General features: G+C 73.5%; 17 protein-coding genes and 1 pseudogene. 14 read left to right on the forward strand and 4 right to left on the reverse strand.

Annotated features, from left to right (window positions below; all coding sequences use genetic code 11):
* Positions 1 to 1154: 1154 nt before the first annotated feature.
* The gene (locus tag J5Y04_RS39815; RefSeq protein WP_209417426.1) at positions 1155 to 1709 is read left to right on the forward strand and encodes a hypothetical protein; all 555 of its coding nucleotides are present in this window, start codon (positions 1155 to 1157) and stop codon (positions 1707 to 1709) included.
* Positions 1710 to 1769: 60 nt separating this feature from the next.
* Here the strand turns inward: J5Y04_RS39815 and J5Y04_RS39820 are convergent, their stop codons facing one another.
* On the reverse strand, positions 1770 to 2750 hold the full coding sequence (locus J5Y04_RS39820) for an endonuclease/exonuclease/phosphatase family protein (protein WP_307853545.1): 981 nt from the start codon (positions 2748 to 2750) through the stop codon (positions 1770 to 1772).
* A gap of 257 nt (positions 2751 to 3007) precedes the next feature.
* Complete coding sequence (locus J5Y04_RS39825; protein ID WP_307853546.1) at positions 3008 to 4183, reverse strand: methyltransferase domain-containing protein; 1176 nt, start codon at positions 4181 to 4183, stop codon at positions 3008 to 3010.
* Between the two features lie 883 nt (positions 4184 to 5066).
* Between J5Y04_RS39825 and J5Y04_RS42660 the strand changes: the two are divergent.
* Positions 5067 to 5496 (forward strand): annotated as a pseudogene (locus tag J5Y04_RS42660) (GNAT family N-acetyltransferase).
* An 81-nt stretch (positions 5497 to 5577) separates the two neighbouring features.
* Here J5Y04_RS42660 and J5Y04_RS39835 read toward each other — a convergent pair.
* Positions 5578 to 6219: a hypothetical protein gene (locus J5Y04_RS39835; RefSeq protein ID WP_209417428.1), complete on the reverse strand. Its 642-nt coding sequence runs from the start codon at positions 6217 to 6219 to the stop codon at positions 5578 to 5580.
* A 414-nt stretch (positions 6220 to 6633) separates the two neighbouring features.
* Between J5Y04_RS39835 and J5Y04_RS39840 the strand changes: the two genes are divergently transcribed.
* Positions 6634 to 7191 (forward strand): NUDIX hydrolase, encoded by a 558-nt coding sequence (locus J5Y04_RS39840; protein WP_209417429.1) that lies wholly within the window; start codon positions 6634 to 6636, stop codon positions 7189 to 7191.
* Between the two features lie 650 nt (positions 7192 to 7841).
* The gene (locus tag J5Y04_RS44105) at positions 7842 to 9431 is read left to right on the forward strand and encodes a DUF4157 domain-containing protein (RefSeq protein WP_374106218.1); all 1590 of its coding nucleotides are present in this window, start codon (positions 7842 to 7844) and stop codon (positions 9429 to 9431) included.
* A gap of 392 nt (positions 9432 to 9823) precedes the next feature.
* Here J5Y04_RS44105 and J5Y04_RS39850 read toward each other — a convergent pair whose 3' ends face one another.
* Positions 9824 to 11179, reverse strand: a complete 1356-nt coding sequence (locus J5Y04_RS39850; RefSeq protein ID WP_307853547.1) for a hydrolytic protein — start codon at positions 11177 to 11179, stop codon at positions 9824 to 9826.
* A gap of 148 nt (positions 11180 to 11327) precedes the next feature.
* Between J5Y04_RS39850 and J5Y04_RS39855 the strand changes: the two genes are divergently transcribed.
* From J5Y04_RS39855 to J5Y04_RS39900, 10 genes are all read left to right on the forward strand, one after another.
* A complete protein-coding gene (locus J5Y04_RS39855) occupies positions 11328 to 12137 on the forward strand; it encodes a response regulator transcription factor (protein ID WP_245206412.1) in 810 nt (269 codons plus the stop codon).
* Between the two features lie 163 nt (positions 12138 to 12300).
* Entirely contained in the window at positions 12301 to 15570 is a 3270-nt protein-coding gene (locus J5Y04_RS39860; RefSeq protein ID WP_209417431.1) for a DUF11 domain-containing protein, read from the forward strand.
* A complete protein-coding gene (locus J5Y04_RS39865; protein WP_209417432.1) occupies positions 15567 to 16271 on the forward strand; it encodes a DUF4255 domain-containing protein in 705 nt (234 codons plus the stop codon). The genes J5Y04_RS39860 and J5Y04_RS39865 overlap by 4 nt, the downstream gene beginning before the upstream one ends.
* Positions 16268 to 18361, forward strand: coding sequence for an ATP-binding protein (locus J5Y04_RS39870; protein WP_209417433.1), 2094 nt, complete (start codon positions 16268 to 16270; stop codon positions 18359 to 18361). The genes J5Y04_RS39865 and J5Y04_RS39870 overlap by 4 nt, the downstream gene beginning before the upstream one ends.
* Positions 18362 to 18598: 237 nt before the next feature.
* A complete protein-coding gene (locus J5Y04_RS39875; RefSeq protein ID WP_209417434.1) occupies positions 18599 to 20155 on the forward strand; it encodes a phage tail sheath family protein in 1557 nt (518 codons plus the stop codon).
* 62 nt (positions 20156 to 20217) lie between these two features.
* Positions 20218 to 20658, forward strand: coding sequence for a phage tail protein (locus J5Y04_RS39880; protein ID WP_148648195.1), 441 nt, complete (start codon positions 20218 to 20220; stop codon positions 20656 to 20658).
* Positions 20655 to 21152 (forward strand): hypothetical protein, encoded by a 498-nt coding sequence (locus J5Y04_RS39885; protein WP_209417435.1) that lies wholly within the window; start codon positions 20655 to 20657, stop codon positions 21150 to 21152. The genes J5Y04_RS39880 and J5Y04_RS39885 overlap by 4 nt, the downstream gene beginning before the upstream one ends.
* On the forward strand, positions 21149 to 21307 hold the full coding sequence (locus J5Y04_RS39890; protein WP_174315845.1) for a DUF6760 family protein: 159 nt from the start codon (positions 21149 to 21151) through the stop codon (positions 21305 to 21307). The genes J5Y04_RS39885 and J5Y04_RS39890 overlap by 4 nt, the downstream gene beginning before the upstream one ends.
* A gap of 3049 nt (positions 21308 to 24356) precedes the next feature.
* The gene (locus J5Y04_RS39895) at positions 24357 to 24746 is read left to right on the forward strand and encodes a hypothetical protein (protein ID WP_209417436.1); all 390 of its coding nucleotides are present in this window, start codon (positions 24357 to 24359) and stop codon (positions 24744 to 24746) included.
* Between the two features lie 34 nt (positions 24747 to 24780).
* Entirely contained in the window at positions 24781 to 25206 is a 426-nt protein-coding gene (locus J5Y04_RS39900) for a phage tail protein (RefSeq protein WP_209417437.1), read from the forward strand.
* Positions 25207 to 25237 lie beyond the last annotated feature (31 nt).

The raw sequence follows: 25237 nt of genomic DNA on the forward strand, positions 1-25237 counted from the left end.
GTCAACATATCTGGCGTTGACTTTTGGCACGCTGTTGAGTTCTCAAGGAACGGACACTTCCTTCGGACCGCCTTCCAGCGGGCCCTCCGGGCGCTTCGTTCTTTCGTGTTCCCAGCTTATCAGGCGTTCTCCGCTCCGTTTCCGGCGCTTCGTTCACCCAACTAGCTGGCGTCTTCTGCGGCTTGACGCCCCGTCCGACGTTTCAAACTCTAGCCCATCCCCGCTCCGAGAAGCGAATCCGGCCGCAATCCATATAAACGGACACGCCGAATAAGGCCCGAGCCGCACCGCCGAAAAAGGCAAAGCACGACCCAGCCCGAACCGGGAAGTGGTGTTTCCAGGGATTGGCCGCCCCGGGACCGTCCGCGCCGATGCGTGTCCGGTGCTCCCTGCCGAGCGACTGGGCGACAGTACTCCCGTTTCACGCCCGAAACAAATTGCCCCGCCCCTGCCCCGCAGGTCTGTCCCCCAACTCCCGCACGGTGCAGCGGCACCGAACGTCGGGTCAGTCCGGCGCCGGCGGAACGGCCACCGGCGCTTCATCGATGGACCGCCGCACGGGTCTGGGCCAAGCTCTACCGCATCGTCCTGGACGATCTCGGAGCCGCTGGCCATCTCACACTGGTCGCGAGCGATGATCGACTCGGTGAGCATCCGCGCTCTCCAGGGCGGTCGGCATCTCCGGAGCGAACCTCCACAACAGCCAGGCCCTCGAACCGCTCCTGGCGTCGATCTCGCCCATCCGCTCCTGCCGCGGGCCACGGCGCCGGAAGTCGGCCGAACTGCACGCGAACGAAGCCTACGACCACCGCTTCATTCGACGCCTACTGCGCGAACGTGGCATCGCCGCCCACAGTGCCAGGCATGGGTCGATGCTTTTCGCTCACCACCATTACCGGCGGTGGTCACCCGTTCATGCCAGACCGATGCCTGAGTACGGCGCCACACTGCAGGCCTGGAACTCGGCGCTCGCGCTGACCGATGACCTCTTCGCCAGGCTTGGCATCGTGTCGATGTATGAGAGCGACCGAGCGTGCCTGGTTTCGTGAGCGTCGAGACAGCCGGCCGTGGCGCTGCAGGTCCTGACGTCGCGTCGGTATTGATCCTTCCGGGCGTAGGCTCTCGGCTGATCACAGCAGTTACGAGAGGTGGACATGGGCCAGAAGATCATTCGGTTCTCGGACCTGACCGGCAAGCACGTCGAGAACGACGCCGACCTGGTGCGCATCGTGGTGCACCAGCACCCGGACCTGGCAGACGGCCCGGTTGAGATCGAGGCGCTGGCGGACGAGCTGACTGCGGTGGAAGACCTGGCACCCGACCTGGTCACGATCGAGCTGCACTATCCGAACGCCGAGCCGGAGACAGTCGTCCTGGAGGCCGAGGCGTTCAACCGGTTGGCCTCTGCCACGCCGATGCCCGAGGTGCTGCGCGACGCCAAGCGGGTGGCGCGGACAGTCTCCAGCCAGGCCTCGGCGCCGGTCAGGAGCAAGGAACGGGTCAACTACGCCAGCCTTGACCACGCCGGAAAGCCGCACAAGGGCCGCATCACCGACGCGGAGAGGCGACTCGTGCAGCAGCACCTTGACGAGATCAACGAGCGACTGGCCGCCGCAGGCATCCGGACGATCGACCTGAGCAACGCCGAGCACGTGGCTCGATACGGTCTGGAGGCCTCGGCCGAGGAACGCGGCACAACGCGCGACTGACCAAGGAGCAGCGGGCCACAGGGGCCGACGCAGTCACCACTGCGCCGGCCCCTGGTGCTCCTAGAGGTCGAACTTCGCCACTACGGGCGAGTGGTCCGACGGCTTGTCGTGCGGCGCGGCCGGCTGGGCCTCCACCACACTCGGCAGCTTGTCGATGCCAGCGGAGACCTCCTGGAATTTGGCCAGCAGCGCGTGGCTGATCATGATGTGGTCGATGAGCTCCTGCTGGCCCTCGAAGGTGCGCGAGGAGCCGCCCTGTTCCAGGATCTTCGGAGCCAGGTTCCACAGCCGCTCGGCGTCGCCCGGGTCGGGGTGATCGAAGCCGCCGGTACCCATCTGGGAGCCGGGCGGGCCGTACAGGATCTGGGTGGTGGCGGCCTGCCACTCATCGTTGAAGTCACCCAGCACGATGACGTCGTGGGTCCGGCCGTCGCCCTGGAGCAGGTCGTCGGCAAGGGCGCGCATGGTGACGGCCTCGGCAGTGCGACGGAACAGGGCGTAGGCCTCGTAGCGGGCACGCAGACGCTCGTCGTCGGTGCTGTGCTGCTTGTTCGGGAAGGTCAGCAGCTTCGACTTGAGGTGGCAGACGGCCACGTGAAGGCTCTGGCCGGGGCTCGGTTCCACCCGTACCGCCAGGCCACCGCGCCCCATCTCGCTGGTCGGGCTGCCCGGGATGCCGTCGTCCTCGACCTGGACAGGGTGGAGACCGGTCGGGAAGTCCTTGCGCTGCTGGACGTCGAGCAGCGGGAAGCGACTGATGACGCCCACCCGGATGCCGCGAGGGTCCGCGTGGTCCGACAGGGCGGTGTGCCAGGTGCCCGGCAGTTTGGCCACGAGGTCGTCGAGCGCCTCCTGGCTGCCCACCTCCTGCACCCCGAGCAGGTCCGGAGCGATCTCGGTGATGACGCCGGCCAGGGCTTCGACCTTGGCCTCGTACGTCGCCTGGTCCTTGGCGGCGCACCTGTTGGGGTCGGGCGGGCTGCCGGGCGGCAGCGGCCGGCAGAAGTTCTCCAGGTTCCAGGTCCCAATGATCGCGCCCACGGTTGCTCCCGTCGTCGTTGGCCGGCGTCCTCGCCGCCCTCCCACTCCTTATCCTTCGGCCGTGTCCTGATTCATGGGGACTCGCCCGACAGTGCCTCGGCCGTTCACCCGTGTGTAGGGGTAACCGCCTGGTCCTACACTCGTCACGCCCGACCCGGCCCGGCTGGACGTCGACCACGTCGTGCCACTGGCGGAGCGTTGATCCAGCTGTCTCGTCCCGCGAGATCGTCCGGAAACTGCCGGTGTCGGCAGCGTCGTCAATGAGTCGACCCGCCGGCCGCTACCACCCCGGCCGACGCCCAGCGCGGCCCGTCCACCGGGTCGGACAGCCACACGAACTGGCCGTCCGGGCGGACCGTCATCCCGTAGTCGTACGGGCTCGGCCGGCCCAGTCCCTCCCACTGCGCCCAGGCGGTCATCAGCTCGTCACCGACCCGCTGCGGCCCGCCCTGGTACATCGTCGCGGTGCCGTCGCCCCTGGCCGACAACGCCGCCCAGGACCGGTCGCCGTCGTGCACCCACGCCGACACGCCGTCCTCGTCGGTGCCGGTGACGACCACGGCGTCCGGCACGGCGACGCGCAGCGCGAACCGCAGGTCCCAGTCCACGGCCAGCGGGGCGAGGTCCCGTTCGACCACGCGCTGCGCCTCCGCAGCGTCGGTGCCGCGCACGGCGGCGTACCCGGCGTGACCCGCCGCCGGGACCGGGCCGGTCGTGCGGTCGGCCATGAACTGCGCGAGGCCCTGCATCCAGCCCGTCGCGCTGCGCCCGTCGTCGGCGACGTCCAGGGCGACGTGCCCGAGCCGGCCCCACGGGACGACGAGTCGCCCGCCCGGCCGGACGGCCGCCACCCACGCCCACGGCACCCGCTCGACCGCGTAGGTGGCGATCAGCCGGTCCACCGGTTCGTCGGGCACCGTGACGGTTGCGTCCGCCACGACGACCTCCACCCGCAGGCCGGCCGCGGCCAGGCGCCCGCACGCGAACGCGGCGAGCCCGTCGTCGACCTCGGTGGACACCACCCGGCCCGGGCCGGCCCGCCACGCCGCCAGCGCCGCGTTCCAACCCTGGCCCGTGCCGATGTCCCACACCCGGTGCCCGGGCTCCAGCAGCAGGCTGTCGAGCATGTCCACCACCACGCCCTGCGCGGACAGGCTCGACGACGGGAACCCCGCGGTCACCTGGGTGACCGCGGCCGCGTCCTGTTCGCCGAACAGCTCCCGTGCCCAGCCGTCCGGATCACCGTGGCGGTCCACCGGCGCGTAGGCGTGCCCGTCCCACCGCCACAGCCGGTCCGGCGCGAACAGGTCGCGCGGCAGCGCCGCCACCGCCTCACGCAGCCACGGCGAACGCTCGGGCCAGGCCCCGCGCCCGGCCATCGCCTCGTCCAGGCGCGCCCGCAACGGGGCCAGGCCGGGGAGCGGCGGGGTCACTTCTTGTGTTTCCCGTCGCTCGGCGGAGGGGGCGGGACCTGCCCGTCCGAGTTCCCCGGCGGCGGGTTCCCCTTACCCGGGTCCGGCGGCGGCTTCTCGTGATTCCCCATCAGAGATCCCTCCTTCGTGCACAGGATGACAACCCGGCCATCCTGACCGCCGCCACGCGCCTCCGGTAGGGGGCGCAGCAGCGCGCCAGGGGCTCCGATTGCACCACGCGCGCCCCCTGGAAATGCTGGCGGCCCCGGCGTTGTGCACACCTCCGAGGCGGTCCGGCTCCTCGACCGGCTCGCGCTCGCCGCCGCCGGATCGCAGCAACCGAGGGTCCGTGCTGACCAGTTCCCTCTGACACCGGCTGCAGCACCCTGCGGCGGCCGGGGTCTTGTCGGTACCGGCCGATAGCTTGCCGGGCATGACCTCGACGCACACCATCGCCACCCTTCCAAGGACGATCCGGCCGACCACCGACCCCGGCTGTACCGCTGAGACCCGCGGCGCCGCTGCCCCCGTGCGAGTTGTCCCCCTGTGGGCTGCTCCCTGCGCGCTCGCCTCTCAGGACACCGCGAAGCGCTGAGGCGCCCGACGACCGTCCAGCTGCCGCCGACTCGCGCCCCTGCGGCCCGCCACCGCACCGCGGCGGTCCGCGCTCGCCCGCTCCGGCCACGCCGCGTGCCGCGTCCTCCGGCCAGGCAGAGAAGGATGCGCCCTGTAGCGGCCACGCCGGCCAAGGCCCCGAACGGGGGCCAGCCGTAGCCGGCTTCGAAGCCGCCCGGCAATGACAGCCCTTAGCTACACCTGCGGCGGCGGTACTCGTGCACACAGAGCTGGGCCCACCGCTGCGGCGAGGTCGAACCCGAACTCACGACGGGCGCCAGTCGCTGTCGTGCCGGGTCCGGTCACCCCGAAGAACATCGATGCCGCCCTGGAGCTGAAGGTCCGTCCGGACCAGGGGCACCTGGTCGCCCCGGTGGCTCCTCGCCGGCCGAGGCGTACGCGTACGGCGAGTCCGCCTGGCCGCGGCTGGTCTACGGCGGCGAGCGGCTGGTCGGCTTCGTGATGGCCTTCTTCCACGTGCTCTTCCAGCCCGGCAGTCAGCCGCGCTCCGGCCTCTGGCGCCTCGACATCGCCGCCGACACCCGGGGCAGGGCTTCGGCCGCTTCGCGGTCGAGCAGGTCGAGCAGGTCGAGCGGGTCGCCGCCGAGATCCGCCGCCGTGGCGGCACCCGGGTCTGCGTCACCTACGTGCCCGGGGACGGTGGCCCGGCGGGCGGGTTCAGCGGGGACCAGGAGATCGCGGAGCTGGAGCCGGTCTGAGCGGGGCGGGGCGGGGCGGGACAGGGCGGGCGACCCGGCCGGCGCCGGGTCGCCCGCCTGTTCCACGGGTTCTGCTCAGCCTCAGCCGACCAGTTGGAACTTGGTGGTCGGCACACCCTGGATGCTGGCGCAGTCCAGGTTCGACGTGGTGGCGCTGTAGGTCCAGCCCCGGGGGACGTCGCACGCCCACATGCCGTTGACCGGCTTGCGGAGGTGGAAGGTGGTGGAGGGGATGCCGCTTCCGTACGAAATGTTGCAGGAGGTGCTGCGGCCGACGTAGTCATAGGTGAAGGCGGGGGTGCCCACGCAGGCGGTGAGGCCGTCGTACGGGGTGCGCAGGTGGTAGGCGTTGGAGATCACGCCGGACTGCTGGCTGCACGCGTAGCCCCAGGAGATGGAGTCGTAGACGAAGGCCGGCGTGCTGACACACGCGGTCAGCCCGTCGACGGGCGTGCGCAGGTGGAACTGCGGCGAGTTCCAGCTGCCGCCGCCGCTGCAGCTGCGGTTCATGGACACCTGGTCGTAGACGTAGCCGGCCGGGACGTCACACGCCCATACGCCGTCCAGACCGGTGGTGGTGCTCGTGGTGGTCGTGGCTGCGGAGGCGGGCGTGCTGACGGCCGCGCCGGAGAGCAGCAGCGCCAGCGCGGCGAGGGCCGCGAGCAGGGCGGATCGGAGAGTTCGTGCGGTACGTGCTGTACGTGCGGTACGTGCGATGGACATGGTTCTCCCTCGGTGGAGGAGTTGCCGATGGATGCACGGTGCTGACGGCGGTGGTCGCGGGTGAGCGTTCACTGCCGTCGAAGGTTCTAGCACGCACGGTGGGCCGTCAGCCCGATGCTCCGTCCCGGATTGATCATTCCGCCGACCGCCGTCTACACACCTGTGCGCGGTTTCTCCGGTTCATGTCAGCCGATCGCCGCGGTGACCTCGACGCAGCATGCGCCACCGCGCACGCTGCCCTCGACGCCCGCTGCCCCCGACCTCGCCGGCGCCACTGTCGTCCAGCCGCTTCTCCTCCGGGCCGGGCCGCGCACTCCAGCAGGCCCTCGCCCCGTGGGCCGAGAGGCCCGTACGAGAGCCTGCTGCGCGTGAGAGAGTCGGGGTGCCAACTCGTACATGCGTGAGGAGGGGCTGGTGCCAGGATCGGAGTGGCAGGTCTACGGCCGGCGGCAGGTATACGGCTCGCCATGGGTGGAGCTGTGGCTCGACGACGTCGACATCCCCGGAAGCGGACGAATCGAGCACCACGTCGTCCGGATGCCCCGCGCCTCCACCACCGCCGTCGTCACCGACGAGCAGGGCCGCTTCCTCCTCATCTACCGGCACCGCTTCATCACCGGCCGGTGGGGCTGGGAAGTCCCGGCCGGCTGGGCCGACCCCGGCGAGGAGCCGGCTGCCGCGATCGCCCGCGAGGTCGAGGAGGAGACCGGCTGGCGGCCGGGCCCGGTCGAGCTGATGACCGAGTACGACGCCATGACGGGCATCAGCGACGCCCACTTCCGCTCGTACCACGTGACCGGGTGCACACGGATCGGCGAGCCGCTGGACATCTCCGAGGCCGCCCGGGTCGAGTGGCTGACGGAGGCCGAGGTGGTCAAGCTCCTGGTGGACGGCGAGATCTCCGACGGCCCGTCGCACGCGGCGCTCTCCTACTACCTCGGCCCGTACAGGCTCGGTCGCGCGGGCCGCTGACCTGCCGCCCTGTCGGTGGCGGGGCAGGGGTCCTCCTCCCCGCGCGGCCGGAGGTCAGTCGGCGGCGGCGCCCCCACCGTACAGAGCGCGCCGTTCCTCCCCACAGCCGCGGGAGTCAGCCGCCGCGCACGAACACGAGCTGGGTCGGCCCTGTCTTCCCCGTGTCCGCTGGGGTCGGCCGCGCGCGAGCTGTGCGGCGTCGCCGGCATTCGCCGATGCGGCTCGGCGGTGTTCCCGCAGGCGGGGCCGGGCAAGGACGGGCCGGCGAAGTGGCCGCCGACGCCCTTGGGGCGGCGGTTGCGGAGGATCTTCCAAGTGCGGGGGCGGGCAGGGGGCGTGGACCCGGGGGTGCACTTCCGGGCATGGGAGCGGCAGGTGCCGGGGGTGTAGGGAAAAGGGGTGAAGGCGGCGGTAGACGACCGGGAGGGCCAGTGCGCGCAAAGGCGGACGATCGCAGGGGGAACGGCGGCGAGCGGGCCGAGGGAGGTGACCGCAAGGCCCGGGAACCGCGGGTGAGCGGGCCCGTGGTGGGGGCGGTGTCCCCGGAGCGTGCTCGTGAGCTTCAGCGGAGCATCGGGAACGCGGCCGTGGCCCGGATGGTGAGCGGGGAGCGGGGAGAGCGGGGCACGGACTCGGTACAACGGTCCGGCGTGCACGAGGTGTTGCGGGGGGCCGGGCGGCCGCTCGAAGGGTCGGTGCGCGCGGAGATGGAGGGGCGGCTCGGCGCGGATTTCTCCGACGTGCGCCTGCACACCGGGCCGGCGGCCCAGCGGTCGGCCGCCGAGATCGGGGCGCGGGCCTACACGTCCGGCAGTGACGTCGTCATCGGGAACGGAGGAGGCGACAAGCACACCCTCGCGCACGAACTGACCCATGTGATCCAGCAGCGGAAGGGGGCCGTCGCCGGTACCGACCGGGGGGACGGGCTGCGGGTCAGCGATCCCGGTGACGCCTTCGAGCGCGAGGCCGAGGCCAACGCGCGACGGGTGATGGCACGGCCGGCCGGCCGGCCGGAGGCGGTCCAGCGGGCGGAGCCGGGCGCCGCCGCCGCGGGAGTCGGTGGGCCCGCCGTGCAGCGGAAACTGGGGTTCGAGGCGGAGATCGACATGCCCGTCGAGAACGCCAGGGGCGAGAAGTACGAGGGCGACACCGACCTGGCCCAGAGCACAGCGGGCGACTTCAAGCTGGTCTCCGACTCGCGGTCGTTGAACGACGGCGCCGACTACTCGAACCTGGAGTTCGTGACCGGGGCGGTCCGGGTGGTCGGCACGGGCAGCGAGTCCGGGCCGGCGGCCCTCGAGCGGCTGGTCGACGAGATCAGGACGGTGCGCGAGGCGTTCTACCGGAAGACCGGAAAGGCCCCCTTGGCGGACCTGGGCCTGGAGCTGGAGATCCTGCCCGCAGGGCAGGACGCCCGGATCGCCCCGGATCTCGACTTCCCGAAGTACGACGGCGCCCCGGGCATGGGTGACGGGCTGTTCGTCCACTACTCGGTCGGTGTGCCACTGGCCGGGATGCCGATGTTCTTCGACCACCTCCGGGGTGCCGCTCCCGATGCCCCGGGGGCGCCGCTGCCCCGCGCCCGGTTCCGGCTCTCGCAGTCGAGGACGTTCGCCGGGCAGGTCGTGGACCTGTACGAACAGAATCAGCAGTCGGCGCGCAAGCGCAAGCGGCTGGAGACGGACGCCCTGGACGGCTACAGCCAGCTGTTCTTCATGCAGGTCGCGGCCATGGCCGACTACCTCGCGCAGGAGGCGGACAGCGGCCAGATCAAGAACCTGACGGTCGTGCTGTCCCGGTCCCAGCTCACGGACGTACGCGCGCTCCTCGACCCCGGGTTCCAGGACTTCCTGCGGGACAACAGCGACGTGATCGTCGACATGGTTGCACAGTTCCAGGAGAACCCCGGCGACGGCAGCGCGAACCTGGAGTTCCGCGACAACGCCACCCGGGAGATCGACGGCCTCCCGGTGTCCCTCCTCACGTTCGCCGAGTCGACGCTGAAGGGCGTCCCCCAGGTGCCGCAGCAGAGCGTGTTCGGCGGCATGAACCAGATCGACCCGCACGAGGAGGAGGGCTCCATGATGGTCCCCTTCGAGATCCGGACCATGGGCTCCCTGATGAAGACCTGGGACGAGCTCAAGACCGAGCTGCGCGACCTCGCGGGTTGGGCGGAGGAGGCGTACCGGCACGACCGGGCGCTGGCCGGCGACACGGCCCGCCGGCGCACCGGTTCATGACGCGCACCGGTACGTGACGCGTACCGACCCCTGCGACGCGCACCGGTACGCAGCACGCGTCGCTCCACGAGGAGGGCCGGCCCGTGACTCGGGCCGGCCCGTGGTGCCGGATGACGTGCCAGGACGGCCCGCCGGTGTCCTTCCTCACTTTCTCGGACGCGTCCGAACGGTCGGTCGTCCACGGGGGAGGGAACGGATCCAGCCGTATTTGACTGACCATCAGGTTTGCAATTCGAACGCGAGGCCGGAGCCCTCCGGAGCCGCAGGAATGAGGATGTACAGTCACGAGCAGGGTGCCTTCCGGGCCTCCGAAGAGTCGGTTTTCAGCCAGGACGGCTGGGGCGCCACTTTGCTCAGGGGACAACCTGACAGACGATGCGTGTGGCATCTGTTCACCTGAGATCGCTCAACACGCCACTCACGTTGAGGACCTCGTGGCACTCCTGGGCCTGAAGGCCGGTGGCCGGGGTGCCCGGCTTCGCACAGGTCACCTGGACCGTCACGGTCTGGTTCGCAGTGATCCTGATGGGGGTGACCCAGTGGTAGTCCTGGTTACGGAACGTCTCCAGCGCAATCGTCGTGATCTTGCGATCGCCGAAACCGATCGTCACGACGCCCTCGTCGCCCTGGAAGTTGGCGACGACGATGTCCGTGATCCCGAACGTCTTGCCCGGGGGCACGGTGTAGGTACCGGTCTTGGTCTCCCCGCCGGCGGTCGCCAGGTCGATGGTGGCCGAACTCTGCTGCCCGCCACCCGGCCCGGCCCCGGCGTCGCCGCCCGTTCCGGTGCCCGAACCCGTTCCGGTGCCCGTTCCCGTACCCCCCGCGCCCGCGCCGGGCGGGGTGCTCTTGATCCCGGCGCCCGGCTGCCCGGGGCCGGCCGCCGGAGTCTGGCCGGCCGCCGCCTCGGTGGGTGTCGGCTGTTTCTGGACCGCCTGGTCGGCGGCCTCCCTGGCCGTGCTTCGCACGGCGGGGCGCACCAGCAGGAACCAGGCCAGCAGCAGCGCGAGGAGCGCCGCCAGGACCGCGAGCAGCCAGGTGGGGAAGATCGGTATCTGGACGAACTCGGCTTCCGTCCGCGGTCGCTCCCGGTCGTCCTCACCGGCGTCGCCGGGTTTGGCCCCGACCTCTGCCACCGTGACGGTGAACGGCCAGGTCACCGGCTTCCCGAACCAGACGGGTTTCCCGGCGCTGACCCGCAGCGCCACCTCGGCCGACTCGCCCGGCTCCAGTTTCGGCTCCGCGGGGCGGACGTCGAACTTCAGCTCCTCGCCGCGTTGGGCCGGGGTGAATCCCACCTGCACGGGACGGTTGCCCTCGTTGTGGACGGCGATGCGGTAGCGTCCGCGCAGCCATCCGCGGCGGCGTTTGGGAGCGCTCTCGGCCCGCAGCTCCCGGAACCCCTCGACGCGCACGGTGGTCTCGGGGACCCGGACCGCCTCGGGGTGCTCGGTGGGCAGCACCCTCACGGCCAGCGGCACCTCGCCCGCCCGCACCTGCGGCGAACGCGGGGGCGCCAGGCGGATGGTCACCGTTTCCGAGGTGCCGGGGTAGAGGGAGACACGGGCGGGTTCGACAGTGCTCCAGGCCGCGCAGTCACCGACGACTTCCAGGCGGTACGCCTCGACGATGTCGCCGTCGTTGCGAACGGTCAGGCTGGTGGAGGCGGTACCGCCCGGTGTCACCGTCACCGACGGGATGTCAAGGCCGGGCGCGCCAGAACTGGGAGTGGCTGCTGGGGTCGTCACGCCGCGACGCTACGCCGCCGCCCCGCCCGCCTCCACGGACGCGGGGGCAAGGCCCCGGGCAGCCGTGATGCCCCTGCGAACACCTCCCAACTCCTTTGTCCAGAAGCTTTGTTGACTTGACCCTGCGGCAATTCCCCTCATACGCATCATGGAACAGGTACGCCTCATGCTCCGCGCCGACCTCACTGGCACCATCCACCCGTCGAGCACCATCCACCCGTCCGGTACCGGCACCCCGCGGCCGACCGTCCCGGCCCAGGGCTCACCCCCAGTCCTGGCCCCGACCCCGGCTTCGGCCCGGGCCGCGCAGGACGCGGCATCCGGCGGCCCCGGCCGACGGGTCACCGTGGCCGTGTACGCCTCGGACCCCGTCCTGCACGTCGGGATCGTCCAACAGCTGCGCCAGCGGCCCGAGGTCGAGCTGGTCGACGACGCCGGCGCGCACGACGCGCGGGTCTCGCTCGTGGCCGTGGACAGCGTGGACGACGAGACGGCCGCCCTGCTGTACCGGCTGCGCCACAACTCCGCCACGCGCACCGGGCTCGTGGTCGGCACGTTCGACTCGGGGGACGCCTTACAACGTGCCATCGAATGCGGGGTCACCGCCGTGCTGCGGCGCGCGGAGGCCGACCAGGACCGGCTGCTGCGGCTGGTCCTGGCGATGGCGAACGGTGAGGGCGTCCTGCCCGGTGACCTGCTCGCGAAGCTCCTCGACCACGTCGGCAGCCTGCAGCGGTCGGCGCTCGATCCGCACGCCGTGTCCCTGTCCACGCTGACCCCGCGCGAGGCGGACATGCTGCGCCTGGTGTCGGAGGGCCTGGACACCGCGGAGATCGCGCGCAAGACCTCGTACTCCGAACGGACCGTCAAGAACGTCCTGCACGAGGTCATCACCCGCCTCCAGTTGCGCAACCGCTCGCACGCGGTCGGCTACGCGCTGCGCAACGGGCTGATCTGACCGTACGGGGGCACCGGCTGCCCGAAAGCGCAGCCGGTGCTTCCCCCGGGCGCGGCCCCGGGGCCCTGCCGGTCCGCGGGTGCGGGGGGCCAGGGTGGCGCCGTCGGACGTGGACAAGCCGTCGGACGTGGATCACTGGACCGGACTGTGAGGTGGGACCGTGATGGGCACGGGTGACTCCGGCAGTCGGCGACACCGCTGGGGAAGGGCCGCTGCGTCGCTGCTGCTGCTGGCGCCCCTGCTCGCGGTGACGGCGGCCGCCGGCCCGGGCGACACCGAGGCCCGGGCCCCGGGCGCCGACGCCGGGGAGAGCCGGATCGCGTACGCCGGTACCCGCCACCGGAGCCTCGGCCGGGTGGTGACGGACAAGTCGAGCACCCCGTTGTTCGGCGAGGGCCCGGCGCACTTCGACGTCGAGCCCGCCGCCCTGGACGACCGGCTGGTCTTCGCGAGCCGCCGCGACGAGCAGACCCCGCAGGTCTACCTGCGCTCCGCCGACGGCTCGGTGCGCCGCCTGACCAGCGGTCTGGACGCGGCGAACCCGCGGCTGACGCCGGACGGCCGGTCGGTCGTCTTCGACGCGGCGCAGCCCGCCGCGGCCGGTGGCACCCAGCGCGACCTGTGGCTGGTGCGCACCGACGGCACCGGTCTGACCCGGCTGACCGACACCCCCGCGAACGAGGAGCACCCGACGGTCTCGCCCGACGGCGCGCGGCTGGCGTACTCCTCCGACGGCGACCGGGCCGCCGGCCGGCAGGTCTACGTGCGGCCGCTGCGGGGTGGCCCCGCCACGCGGGTCTCCGACCCCGCCGACGGTGCGGGCACCGAGCCGGTGTGGAACCCGGTGGACGGGCCGGCGACGCGGGACCGGATCGCGTACACCGCCACCGGAGCCGCCGGGCCCCGGCTGCGGTGGACCGACGGGCGCACCGGCGGGCCGCTGCTGGCGGGTCCGCGGGCGCAGTGGCGCACGCACGGGGCAGCCTGGCTGCCCGACGGGAACGGGTTGCTCTTCCTCAGCCCGGACCGGACGTGTTCCTGTGAGGGCGACTGGGACCACGTCTTCCGGGTGAAAGCGCTCTCGGAGGACGAACCGCAGGTGGTGCTCAGCGAGGACCGCGAGGTCTCATCGGCCACCTGGCTCGGTCCGCTCCAGGGCGGCGGGGCGGTGGTCGAACACACCTCGGCGCCCGGGCCGCACGTGGTGACCCTGCAGGACGTGCGCCCGGACGGCTCCGACCCGCGTGATCTCGGCCGGACCGTCCTCAAGGAGGACCCGGCGGCCGACACCGAGACGGATCCGACGAAGGACCCGCTGTTCCGACCGGCCGCCGGGTACGACCCGTGGACCGAACGGCAGAGCTACACGCCCGACGGCCGCCGGATCGTGCTGACCCGCTTCGAGGACGTTCCGGCCGGGCCGGACGGACCGGCCGGGCGGATCGAACGGATCTGGATCGCGGACGCCGACGGCTCCGACCCGGCGGCGCTTCCGCTCGCGGGCCGCGGCCCCAGGGACTGGGACACCGATCCGGCCTTCTCCCCGGACGGCCGGTACCTGGCCTTCACCCGGACCTCCCCGGGCGGTGTCGGCGCCGCCTCCGGTCCCGGACGGATCCTGATCGCGGACGCCGCCACCGGCGCGGTCCGCAACGTGATCGTCCCGCCCGAGGGGCAGTCCCAAGGCGGCGACGCCCAGCCCACGTGGTCCCCCGACGGCACGACCCTGGCCTTCACCCGCAACCAGGTGGTCAACGGCGGTGGCGGCAACAAGCACGTGTGGACGGTGTCGGTGGACCACCTGGACCGCCAGCGCGACCTGAGTGCCGCCCACTGCCCCGGTGCCTGCGAGGTCGTCGACGACAGTCCGGCGTTCTCACCGGACGGCGCCACCATCGCCTTCAACCGCAAGAACGGCGCCGGCCGGGTCGACGAGCGCAACGGGATCCTGCTCGCCTCCGCGGCGGGTGGCGGCTGCCGGGTGCTGCTTCCCGACGCGGCCCGCGACCGGCCGGGAGCCTGTGGTCGGGAGCTGCCCGACACGACGGCGACCGGGCCCTTCCAGCCCCGCGACGCCGCCTGGACCTCCGACGGCAGGGCTCTGGTGATCAGCTCGCGTGCCGCCCTGGCCGCCAACAGCCCGGAGAAGCTGTCCCTGGTGAACGTGGCCTCCGGGGCCCGAACCCCGCTCACCGCCGGGCTGCCTGGCCGTCAGAAGGAACCCGGCGTCCAGCAGTCCGTGGACCTCGCGGTCCGGGCGCCCGGCACGACCGCGCCGCTCGTCGTGGGAGACTCCGCGAACATCCGGGTGGACGTCGTCAACCACGGCCCGGCGGCCTCGCCGGGGACCAGGCTGACCGTCGCGCCTCCGGCCGGCGTGACCGTCAACGGCCTGACCGCGCCCGGCGCCACCTGTGACGCGGCGGCGCTGGTCTGCGCCCTGGGCGTGGTGCGCCCGGGCACCACCGTGCCGGTCACGGTCACCCTCACCGGGGTCGTGCCCGGGGACCAACCCCTGGACTGGTCGGTCACCGGTGCCGTCCTCGACCCCCGTCCCAGTGACAACACCGGCCGGACCGTGGTGCCGGTGCGCCCGGCACCCGCACCGCCGACGCCCGGTCCGACACCGACACCGACACCGACCCTGACCCCGGCCCCGACGCCGACGCCGACCCCGACCTCGACACCCGCGCCGGGCCCGACAACCACCCCCGCTCCGCCGCCGCCCCCGGCGCCGACCGGCACGCCCCCGCCACCCCCGCCCCCGCCGCTGCCGCCCGCGCCACCGGCCGGCCCCGGGTTGAGCCTGACGGCGCAGCCGAACCCCGGTTACGTGGGTGGTCGCGTGGTCGTCACGTACACCGTTCGCAACGGCCGCAACGGGCTGGCCACCGGTCTGCGGCTTCGCGTGGGCCTGCCCGGGGGCGTGCCCCACGACGGGCCGCCGCCGGGCTGCGACCAGGCCTGGGTGTGTGTGCTGCCCGACCTCGCCCCGGGTGCCGGGACCGTCGTCCAGGTCGTCCTCAGCCCTGACAAGGCGCTCACCGGTCTCGTGACCGGCACCCTCACCACCACCGGCACGGACGCCGACCCCGGCGACAACGAAGCCGTCCAGCAGCTGCGGATCCTCCAGCCGCGGATCGTCGCGGTCCCGCCGATCGGCAAGCCCGGTTTCGTCACCTCGGTACGCGGTGAGGACTTCCCGCCCGGCGCGCCCGTGCGGTTCACGTGGCAGCCGGGCATCACGGCCGCGGCGGCGCCGACCGTCCCCGGGCAGGACGGCCGGTTCATCGGCCAACTGCTGATCCTGGCCAAGGACCAGACCGGCCCCCGCGTCATCACCGCGAGCGGCCCCGGCTTCTCCCCGGTGCAGACCGGCTTCCTGGTGGTCGGCGGCACGGTGCAGCCGCCCAACGAGGTGGTCCGACGATGATCCACGAAGTCGACGAGGGGCTGCGCCGGCTGCTCACGGAGTCCGGCCTGGACGCGTCGGGCGTCGAGGTGGTGTTCGACGCGCCGACCCGCGACTGGGCGGCCCGCCGCAGCGCGCCGACGGTGTGCGTGTTCCTGTACGACGTCCGCGAGGACCACACCCGGCGCGCCAGCGGTGCGGGCGAGGTGTACGACGCGGACGGCTTCCTCGCCGCGCGCCGCGCCCCGGCGCGCTGGTTCGAGCTGACGTACCTCGTCACCGCGTGGGCGAGCCGGCCGCAGGACGAACACCGGCTGCTCTCCCAGGTGCTGAGGTGTCTGGTGTCCACCGACGCGCTGCCCCCGCACCTGCTCACCGGCTCGCTCGCCGAACTCGGCCTCATCGTGGGCCTGGACGGCGGTGGCACCGGGCTCGACGCGCCCGCCGCCTCCGACGTGTGGTCGGCGCTGGGCGGCGAGCTGAAACCGTCGCTGGGGCTGCGGGTGAGGGCGCCACTGGCCGGAGCCACGACGGCCGTCGCCCCGCCGGTCACCGAGGGGCTCGTCCTACGCGCCGCGGCCCGGGCCGAACCGGAGGAGCCGCGGTCCGCGCGGCGCCTGCGCTACACGGAGGTGGGCGAGCCCGGTCCGGAGGGCTTCGGCGGCTCCCGGGAGCGGGGGCAGGCCCCCGCTCGCCGCCGACGCGGGGAGCGGCAGCCGTGACGCGGACCGCGGAGCCCCCGGCCGGGACGACGGCTCCGGCTCCCTACCTGTGGACGCGGCTGCGGGTCGTCGAGGAACGGGTGCGCACGGCCGTCGCGCTCCGGCGTGCCGTCGATCCCGATCCGGACGATCCGTACCGCGGCCAGTACCTCACGCCGGAGGCGGTCGCCCGCGTCCTGGACGAGGGGCATCCGCCCGCACTGCCCGCGCCGGACGCGCAGGACCCGCCGGACGCTCCGCCGCCCGGATCGCCGCTGGCCGTGCTCGCCGCCCGCTTCGCCCTGGCGCCCCTGGACCTGGACCTGCTCCTGGTCGCCCTGGCCCCGGACCTGGACGCCCGCTTCGAGCAGCTCTACGGCTACCTCAACGACGACCTGACGCGCCGCCGGCCCACCGTCGGGCTCGCCCTCGAACTGTGCGGACACAGCGGGCTGTCCGCGGCCCGCTTCCGGTTGGCTCCCACCGCGCCGCTCGTCGCGGGCGGTCTGCTGGAGGTCACCGAGCCCGAACGGCCGCCCCTGTCAAGGGTGCTGACCGTCCCGGACCGGGTCACCGCGCACCTGCTGGGCGACGCGTCGCCCGACCCGCTGCTGACCGGGGTGCTCGGCGGTCCGGCCGACGATCCGGCCGTCGACCCGGCCGAGCTGCGCCGGGCCGCCGCCGCGACCGGGACCGGCACCGGCCACGTCCACCTGCGCACCCGCGGCGGCGATCCCGAGGGGCTGGCCGTCGCCGCGCTGCACGCGGGCGGGCTGCGGCCGCTGGCCCTGGACGCGGCGGCCCTGTCCCACGACCCCCGTGCCGTGCCGGGGCTGGCCCGGGCGGTCGCCCGCGAGGCCCGGCTGCTGGGCGCGGGCGTCCTGCTGGGGCCGGTGGAGGAGCTGCCCGACCGGCCCGACGAGCGGGCCCGTGTCCTGCGCACGCTGTGCGACGCACTGCGCGGCATCCCCTTCCTCACCTACGGGACCAGCGGCTGGGAGCCCGCCTGGGCGGCCGACACCCCCGTCACCCTGACGGTGGCGGCCCCCGCCCCCGACCGGCACGTCGCGCGGTGGCGGCACGCGCTGGAGCGGGCCGGCGCGGGGGTCGGCGAGAGCGGGGCCGACGCGCTCGCCCGGTCCGTCGCCGCGCACCGCCTGGACGCCGGGCAGCTGCGGCGCGCCGCCGGCACCGCGGTGCGCACGGCCGCGCTCGACGGCCGCCCGGTCTCCCCCGACGACCTGCGCACCGCCGTACGGGCCCAGAACGGCGCGGGGCTGGCCCGCCTCGCCCGCCGGGTCGAGCCCGCGGTGGGCTGGGACGACCTGGTGCTCCCCGCCCCCACCCACCGCAGCCTGCGGGAGCTCGCGGTGCGCGCCCGCCACCGCGAGCAGGTGCTCGGGCAGTGGGGCATGCGGCCCGGTGGCGGGCGCGGGCGCGGGGTGATCGCGCTGTTCGCGGGTACGTCCGGTACCGGAAAGACGATGTCGGCCGAGGTGGTGGCGGCCGACCTGGGCATGGACCTGTACGTGGTGGACCTCTCCACGGTGGTCGACAAGTACGTCGGTGAGACCGAGAAGAACCTGGAGCGGATCTTCACCGAGGCCTCGGCCGTCAACGCGGTGCTGCTGTTCGACGAGGCGGACGCGATCTTCGGCAAGCGTTCGGAGGTCAAGGACGCCCACGACCGGCACGCCAACATGGAGTCGGCCTACCTGCTCCAGCGGATGGAGTCCTTCGACGGCATCGCCGTCCTGACCACCAACCTGCGCGCCAACCTGGACGAGGCGTTCACCCGCCGCCTGGACGTGATCGCGGACTTCCCGGTGCCCGACGCCGCCCAGCGCCTCGCCCTGTGGGACCGCTGTCTGGGCGACCGGGTGCCCCGGGCCGACGACCTCGACCTCGGCTTCTGCGCGGACCGGTTCGAACTGGCCGGAGGCTCCATCCGGGCCTGCGCGGTGACCGCCGCGTACTTCGCCGCCGAGTCGGGTGGACCACTGACGATGGCCCAGGCGGTGACCTCCGTCGCGCAGGAGTACCGCAAGCTCGGCCGGCTGGTGCTGGAGGGCGAGTTCGGACCGTACGTGGCCCAGGTCACAAAGGCCTGAGCCGGGACGGCGGGCCGGGGCGGCGGCCGGGGCGACCGACGGGCCGGCGCGGCGGCCGGGGAGGGCAGCGCACTTGCCCCCGGTCAGGTCCCCGGGTCCCTCCCACCGGCGACGGCCGACGGAAAGGCTGGGGACGGGGCGCGGCGGAGTCCGTGGACCACCGTCCGCAGCCCGCAGTCCGCAGTCCGCACGACCGGGCCGAAGTCCACCGAAGACCAGTGACGCGAAGGAGCGAGCATGCCGACGTACCTCACCCCGGGTGTCTACGTGGAGGAGGTGCAGTCCGGTGCTCGCCCGATCGAAGGGGTCGGCACAGCTGTCGCCGCGTTCGTCGGGTTCGCACGGAGCGGCCCGTTCCACGAGCCGACGCTCGTCACCAGCTGGGACCAGTACTCCCAGAGCTTCGGCGGGTTCGCGGAGGGCGCCCACCTGCCCCACGCGGTCTACGGGTACTTCGCCAACGGCGGCGGCGCCGCGTACGTCGTCCGGGTTGGCGGCTCCGACCGGGACGGCTCCGCGCCGTCCACCGCCACGGGCCCCGTGCAGCGCGCGGCGGAACCCGTCGAGCTCGGCGGGTTCCTGCTGGCGGCCCGGCCCGGCGTCACCGGCGTGTCGGTGGAGATCGCCGACGCGGACGGCGAGAACCCGCCCGAGGACCGGTTCAAGCTGCTGGTCCGCCGCGACGGCGCGGTGGCCGAGACCTTCGAGGTGTCCGCCCGCAGGAACGTCAAGGGCTACCTCGTCACCCAGGCCCGCACCTCGGCACTGATCGAGGTCACCGAGCAGCGCGGCGGCGCCCAGAGCCGGCCCGCGAGCCAGACCGTGACCCTGCCCGACGCCCCGGCGGCCGTGGCCGCTCCGGCCGCCGGCCGGGGCGCGGCCCGGCTCGACCCGGCCGAGTACGTCGGCGACGCGGCGGCCCGCACCGGGCTCGCCGGCCTGGAGACCATCGACGAGATCACCATGGTCGCAGTGCCCGACCTGATGGGCGCCCACCAGCGCGGTGACATCGACGCCGAGGGCGTGCGCACCGTCCAGCTCGCCGTGATCTCGCACTGCGAGCAGATGGGCGACCGGGTCGCCGTCCTGGACGCCCCGCCCGGTCTCTCCGCGCAGCAGGTGCGGACCTGGCGCAACGACGAGGCGGGCTACGACTCCCGCTACGCCGCCCTCTACTACCCGTGGATCCGGGTCTTCGACCCGGCCGCCGGGCGCAACACGACCGTCCCGCCGAGCGGTCACATCGCCGGCGTGTGGGCGCGCAGCGACGCCGAGCGCGGCGTGCACAAGGCCCCCGCCAACGAGGTGATCCGCGGCGCGATCGACCTGGAACTGCGCCTGAGCAAGGGCGAGCAGGACCTGCTCAACCCGATCGGGGTGAACTGCGTGCGGGCCTTCCCCGGCCGGGGCATCCGGATCTGGGGCGCCCGCACCCTCTCCTCCGATCCGGCCTGGCGCTACCTGAACGTGCGCCGCCTCTTCAACTACCTGGAGGAATCGATCCTCCTGGGCACCCAGTGGGTCGTCTTCGAGCCGAACGACGACCGGCTCTGGTCGAGCATCCGGCGCAACGTCACCGCGTTCCTCACCGAGGAGTGGCGCAGCGGCGCGCTGTTCGGCCGGACGGCCGCGGAGGCGTTCTACGTCAAGTGCGACCGGGACAACAACCCCCAGGAATCGATCGACCAGGGCCGGGTGGTCTGTGAGATCGGCGTGGCGCCGGTCAAGCCGGCCGAGTTCGTGGTGTTCCGGCTGGCGCAGTTCTCCGACAGCACCAGCCTCATCGACGAGTGACCTGAGGGTCCGCCAACCCCGGGACAGCCGGGACGAGCAACAAGGAAAGGTGACAGACAGTCATGGCAGAGGGCGATGCTCTTTCCACCCATATCTTCGGCGTGCAGCTCGGTGGCTACCTGGTCGAGTCGATCCAGGAGATCAGCGGCCTGACCGTCGAGGAGGAGGTCGTCGAGGTCCGTCAGGTCAGCAAGGACGGCAAGCAGATCATCCGCAAGCAGCCCGGCGCCCGCCAGGCCGGCGAGGTCACGATCACCCGGGGACTCGACAAGAGCAGCGAGTTCACCAAGTGGATCAAGGAGACCCTGAACAACGGGGCCGTCGACACCGCTCGGCAGAACCTCACCATCGAGATCAAGGACTCCACGGGCGAGACCGTCCGCCGCATCCAGCTGATGAACGGGTGGGCCTCCAAGTGGGAGGGGCCCTCCCTCAAAGCCGGCGAGTCCGCCGCGGCCACCGAGTCCGTGACCATCGTGTTCGAGGAGATCATCGTCGAATGAGGCGACGTACGGTGACGGCGGGCAGCCTGGAGGAGATCCTCCAGGCCACGGCACCCGCCACGACTCCGGCACAGACGGCGGCACCCTCCGCCGCCGCCGCTCCGCCGCAGCGCGAGGAGCACGCGCTGCGCACCGAGTTCGAGTTCGAACTGCCACGTGGGTACGTGGACGAGGCGGGCACCGTGCACCGGCACGGCTCGATGCGCCTGGCCACCGCCCGTGACGAGCTGCGGCCCCAGATCGACCTGCGGGTCAAGGAGAACCCGGCGTACCTGAGTGTGGTGCTGCTCAGCCAGGTCATCACCCGGCTCGGCACCGTCACCGACGTGCACGCCGGGGTCGTGGAGCGGATGTACGCGACGGACGTCGCGTTCCTCCAGGACTTCTACCGGCGCGTCAACAGCGAAGGCCACACCCGCGCGGCGGTCACCTGCCCGCACTGCGAAGGCGGCTTCGAGGTCGACCTCTCCGGTGGGCGCCTGGGGGAATCGTGACGTACGCGCTCCCCCGGCTCAGGGAGGAGATCGCGTACATCGCCTACCACTTCCACTGGCAACGCGACGAGATCCTCGACCTGACCCATGACGAACGCCGGCAGTGGGTCACCGAGATCTCTCATATCAACTCCCGTATAAACGAAGGTGGTTGAGTAGATGGCGTGGCGGGACAGGGTGCGCCGGCGCGCCACCACGCCGGGCGCCGCACCCTCGGGCGGCGCGGGTGCGGATGCTGTGGGCGCGGCGGGCGCGGGTGCAGCGGGTGTGGGCGCAGCGGGTGTGGGCGCGGAGGGTGGGGTCCAAGAGGCCCCCGCCGTCCGGGGCCCGGGCGTGCCCGCAGACTGGGACGGCGGGTGGCGTCGCACCGCGCCCTCCCTCCTGACCCTGTCCCGAGCACCGATGAGGGTCAGTGACGGGCTCGCCTTCCGGGACGGGCTGGCCGCCTGGCGCGATCCGTCCTTCGACACCGGCCTCGCCCACGCCCTGCTGCCGACTGCCCCGGCCGGCCTCGTGCGCGGCGTCGCCCGTCCCGCCACCGCACACCCCACCCACAGTGGCGGCGGCCCGCTGCTGCTCAGGGCACTGCCCCCGTCCGATGCGGACGCCGCGCCGGAGGTGGAGGCGCCGCCGGCACCCGGCGCGCAGGCCTCACGCGCACCCGGCGCGCCGACCTCACGGCGTCCGCGGCCGGGTGCGTCGAGTGCCGGTGGTTCGAGTGCGCGGCCGGGCACCTCGGATCCGGGCGCGGGTGCGTCGGGTGCGGGCGCATCGGTGAAGGGCGCTCCGGTGTCCGCGCAGGCCGCGCCTGCGGTCAGGGCGAGCGCCGGCCGGAGCGGATCCGACCCCTTGCCCTCTGCCTCCGGCGCCGACCGCTCGCGGGCCGACGACGTCGGCGAGGACTCAGGACGGTCCCGCGGCGGGCGGGGTGTCCTCTCGGGGGCCGGGGCGGCGGGCGGTGCACCTGGTACCCGTGGCCTCACGCCCGCGCAGTCCGCGGCCGTGCTCAGTGCGGACGGCGCTCATGTCGTTCAGCGAGCCGAAGCAACCTCCTTGTCCCCGGCCGGGGCCGGCCGTACGCCGATGCCCACGCGGCTCCCGCTGGTCCGCCGGATCGCGGTGGTCGCCGACGCTTCCGGCGACGGCGCCCCGGAGGCCCCGGCCGGCCCGCCCGTACAGCGGACCGCAACCGGAACCAGGTCCCTCCCTGCCGCCACCGACCGCCGTCCGGGCCGGGAGGTACCCGCCGCCAAGAGTGCCCGTACCGACCACCCGGGCGAGGGGGGCCCTGAGGACCGAGCCGAAGCGGCGCGCGCCGTGGTGCAGACGCGCCCTGTCGGCCGGTCCCTGACCGTCGCCCGGGTACCCGCCGCACCCAGGCGCCGGGTGCCCGTCGTGCGTCCCGCCGTCCCCCCGGCGCACATCGACGGCCCGTCCCCCGACGCGCCTGTGCAGCGTGCGGCCGACCTTGCCCCCCTCGGTGCCCCGCCGGCCGAAGTGCCGGCGCCCGCCGCGCCCTCGGGAGCGGCCACCCCTGCTCCCGCACCGGCCATGCCCGTCGTCCAGCGGCAAGCGGAGACCATCGTCCCCGACCTGCCCGTCACACCCGCGCGGGGCGCCGGCGAAACACCTGTGCAGCGCGCGGGCGATCGCCCGGCCCTGGGTGCTCCGGCAGCCGAACCCCCCGTTCCCGCTGCGTCCTTGGGTTCGCAAGCCCCCGCTCCCCTACCGGCCCTGCCTACGGTCCAGCGCCTGACGGAGACCACTCCCGATGCCTCCGAACAGCGCACAGCGCATCGCCCACCGCTCGGCGCAGCGGCAACCGAACTCCCCCTGCCCGCTGCGCCCTTGGGTCCGCAAACCCCCGCTCCCCTACAGGCTATGCCCACGGTCCAGCGCCTGACGGAGACCACTCCCGATACTCCCGAACAGCGCACAGCGCATCGCCCACCACTCGGCGCAGCGGCAACCGAACTCCCCCTACCCACCGCACCCCTGGGGCCGCAGGCCACCACTCCCCCACCCACCATGTCCACGATCCAACGCCAGACGCAGACCCCGCTCAACACCCCCGAACAGCACACAGCGCATCGCCCACCACTCGGCGCAGCGGCAACCGAACTCCCCCTGCCCACCGCACCCTCGGGGTCACAGGCCACCACTCCCCCACCCACCGTGCCCACGATCCAACGCCAGACGCAGACCCCGCCCGACGCCCCCGAAGAACGCACAGCGCATCGCCCACCGCTCGGCGCCGCACCCGTGCTGCGCGCGGCCGGTCGTCCGGCTCTCGGTCCGCCGCTGGCCGAACTCCCGGCCACCGCACAGGCTTTGGGAACCCGTGCGGCCGGTCACGTGCGGGCCGGCGATTCCCCCTCCACGGGCGCGCCCTCGGGGTCGGCCCTGCCCTTCGTGCAGCGGCAGACGGAGGCCCCGGCTGCCGAGGACGGTCCGGGGCGGACCTCGCGGCGTCCGCGCGCCGGGTTGGGGGCGCCGCTGCCCGCGATGCCGCCGACCGCCGCACGCCCCGACGCCCCGGCCACCCCGTCTGCCCCGTCTGCCCTGGTCACCCCGGCCACCTCGTCTGCCCCGTCGGCCCTGGTCACCCCGTCGGCTCCGCCTGCCCCGTCCGCCTCGTCCGCCGTCCAGCGCGCGCTCATACCGGGAGCGGGACAGCACCCCGCGCCCCCGGTCCCCGTGCCCCGGCGCGGCGGTCGTGCCGGAGCTCCCGCGCCCGCAAGGGCCCGGACGAGCGGGGCCGTCCCGCTCGTCCTCGCCGGTCGGGCCGGGGCCCCGGGCCAGGCGCCGGCCGCTCCGCACCGCACCGTCCAACTTCTCGCGGCGCGGCCCCTGACCCTCGGCGGCAGCCGGGACATGGGGAGCGCGACGGCCCCCGTCGCCGCCCCCCGCACGGTGAGCCGTCCCGTGGTCGCGGCACGCTGGGCCGCCCAGCCCTCCACAGCAGCGCCGCAGCACGTCCAGCGAGCGCCCGGCTCCCCCGGGCCGCGCCGGGTGCCCACGTCCGAATCCCTTCGCACGTCCGGTCCCCTGCCCGTGACCGCCCCGCACGCGCCGCCGCTCGTGGTCCAGCCTTCCCCGGCCGAGCCCTCGGCGCGGCCCGTACCCGTGGTTCCGCTGGTGCGGTCCAGGAGGCTGGACCCCGGCGACGCTCCGGGAGTTCCCCCGGAGGCAGCCCCACCCCCCGTGCAACGCGACACCGGCGGAACCCGGGGCACGGTCCGGAGCGCACCCGCACCCACCACCGCACCGGGCACCGCCACCGTCCCGGCCCCTGTCACCGCACCGGGCACCGCCACCGTCCCGGCCCCTGTCACCGCACCGGGCACCGCCACCGTCCCGGCCCCTGTCACCGCACCGGGCACCGCCACCGTCCCGGGCACCGCCACCCCGGCCCAACGGGGCACCGCCTCCGGGCGGACCGGCGGAAGTCCGCGTGACACCGTGCCACAGGGCGGCGACCTCGACCTGGACGACCTGGCACGCCGCCTGCTCGACCCGGTCGCCCGCCTTCTGCGCACCGAGTTGCGGCGCGGTCGGGAACGCGCGGGCCGGCCCTTCGACGGCCGCCGCTGAGCACCCGCACGAACGAGAAACGGACGACGGACCGATGACGGACAACATCTTCGCGACCAGCGTGTTCTTCCGGCTGGCGATTGGCGGCAACGACCTGGGCGCCTTCCACACCTGCTCCGGCATGGGCGCCGAGGTCGAGATGGAGAGCTACGCCGAGGGCGGCAACAACGGCTTCACCTGGCAGCTCCCGGGGCGCGTGACCTGGTCGAACATCACCCTCACCCGGCCGGTCACCGCCGACACGGCGAAGATCGGCCGCTGGCTGGACAAGACGTTGCGGCGGGTCGAGCCGAAGGACGGCGAGATCGTGGCCCTGCGGCCCGATCTGAGCCGGATCATCAGCTGGCAGGTCTTCGGGATCGTCCCGGTCCGCTGGCAGGGTCCGTCCTTCGACCCCGCCAACTCCGCGGCCGCGGTGGAGACCCTGGAGATCGCCCACGCAGGGCTGGTCCCCGCCTGACCGTCCCACCCCGGCCCCGCCCGACGACCCG

Source organism: Kitasatospora sp. RG8 (assembly GCF_017813315.1).
Lineage (GTDB): Bacteria > Actinomycetota > Actinomycetes > Streptomycetales > Streptomycetaceae > Kitasatospora.

Excerpts from the sequence above, each read along its gene's own strand:
- J5Y04_RS39875 (WP_209417434.1), top strand. The coding sequence starts at position 18,599 with ATGCCGACGTACCTCACCCCGGGTGTCTACGTGGAGGAGGTGCAGTCC.
- J5Y04_RS39880 (WP_148648195.1), top strand. The coding sequence starts at position 20,218 with ATGGCAGAGGGCGATGCTCTTTCCACCCATATCTTCGGCGTGCAGCTC.
- J5Y04_RS39815 (WP_209417426.1), top strand. The coding sequence starts at position 1,155 with ATGGGCCAGAAGATCATTCGGTTCTCGGACCTGACCGGCAAGCACGTC.
- J5Y04_RS39885 (WP_209417435.1), top strand. The coding sequence starts at position 20,655 with ATGAGGCGACGTACGGTGACGGCGGGCAGCCTGGAGGAGATCCTCCAG.
- J5Y04_RS39865 (WP_209417432.1), top strand. The coding sequence starts at position 15,567 with ATGATCCACGAAGTCGACGAGGGGCTGCGCCGGCTGCTCACGGAGTCC.
- J5Y04_RS39900 (WP_209417437.1), top strand. The coding sequence starts at position 24,781 with ATGACGGACAACATCTTCGCGACCAGCGTGTTCTTCCGGCTGGCGATT.
- J5Y04_RS39835 (WP_209417428.1), bottom strand. The coding sequence starts at position 6,219 with ATGTCCATCGCACGTACCGCACGTACAGCACGTACCGCACGAACTCTC.
- J5Y04_RS39860 (WP_209417431.1), top strand. The coding sequence starts at position 12,301 with ATGGGCACGGGTGACTCCGGCAGTCGGCGACACCGCTGGGGAAGGGCC.
- J5Y04_RS39855 (WP_245206412.1), top strand. The coding sequence starts at position 11,328 with ATGGAACAGGTACGCCTCATGCTCCGCGCCGACCTCACTGGCACCATC.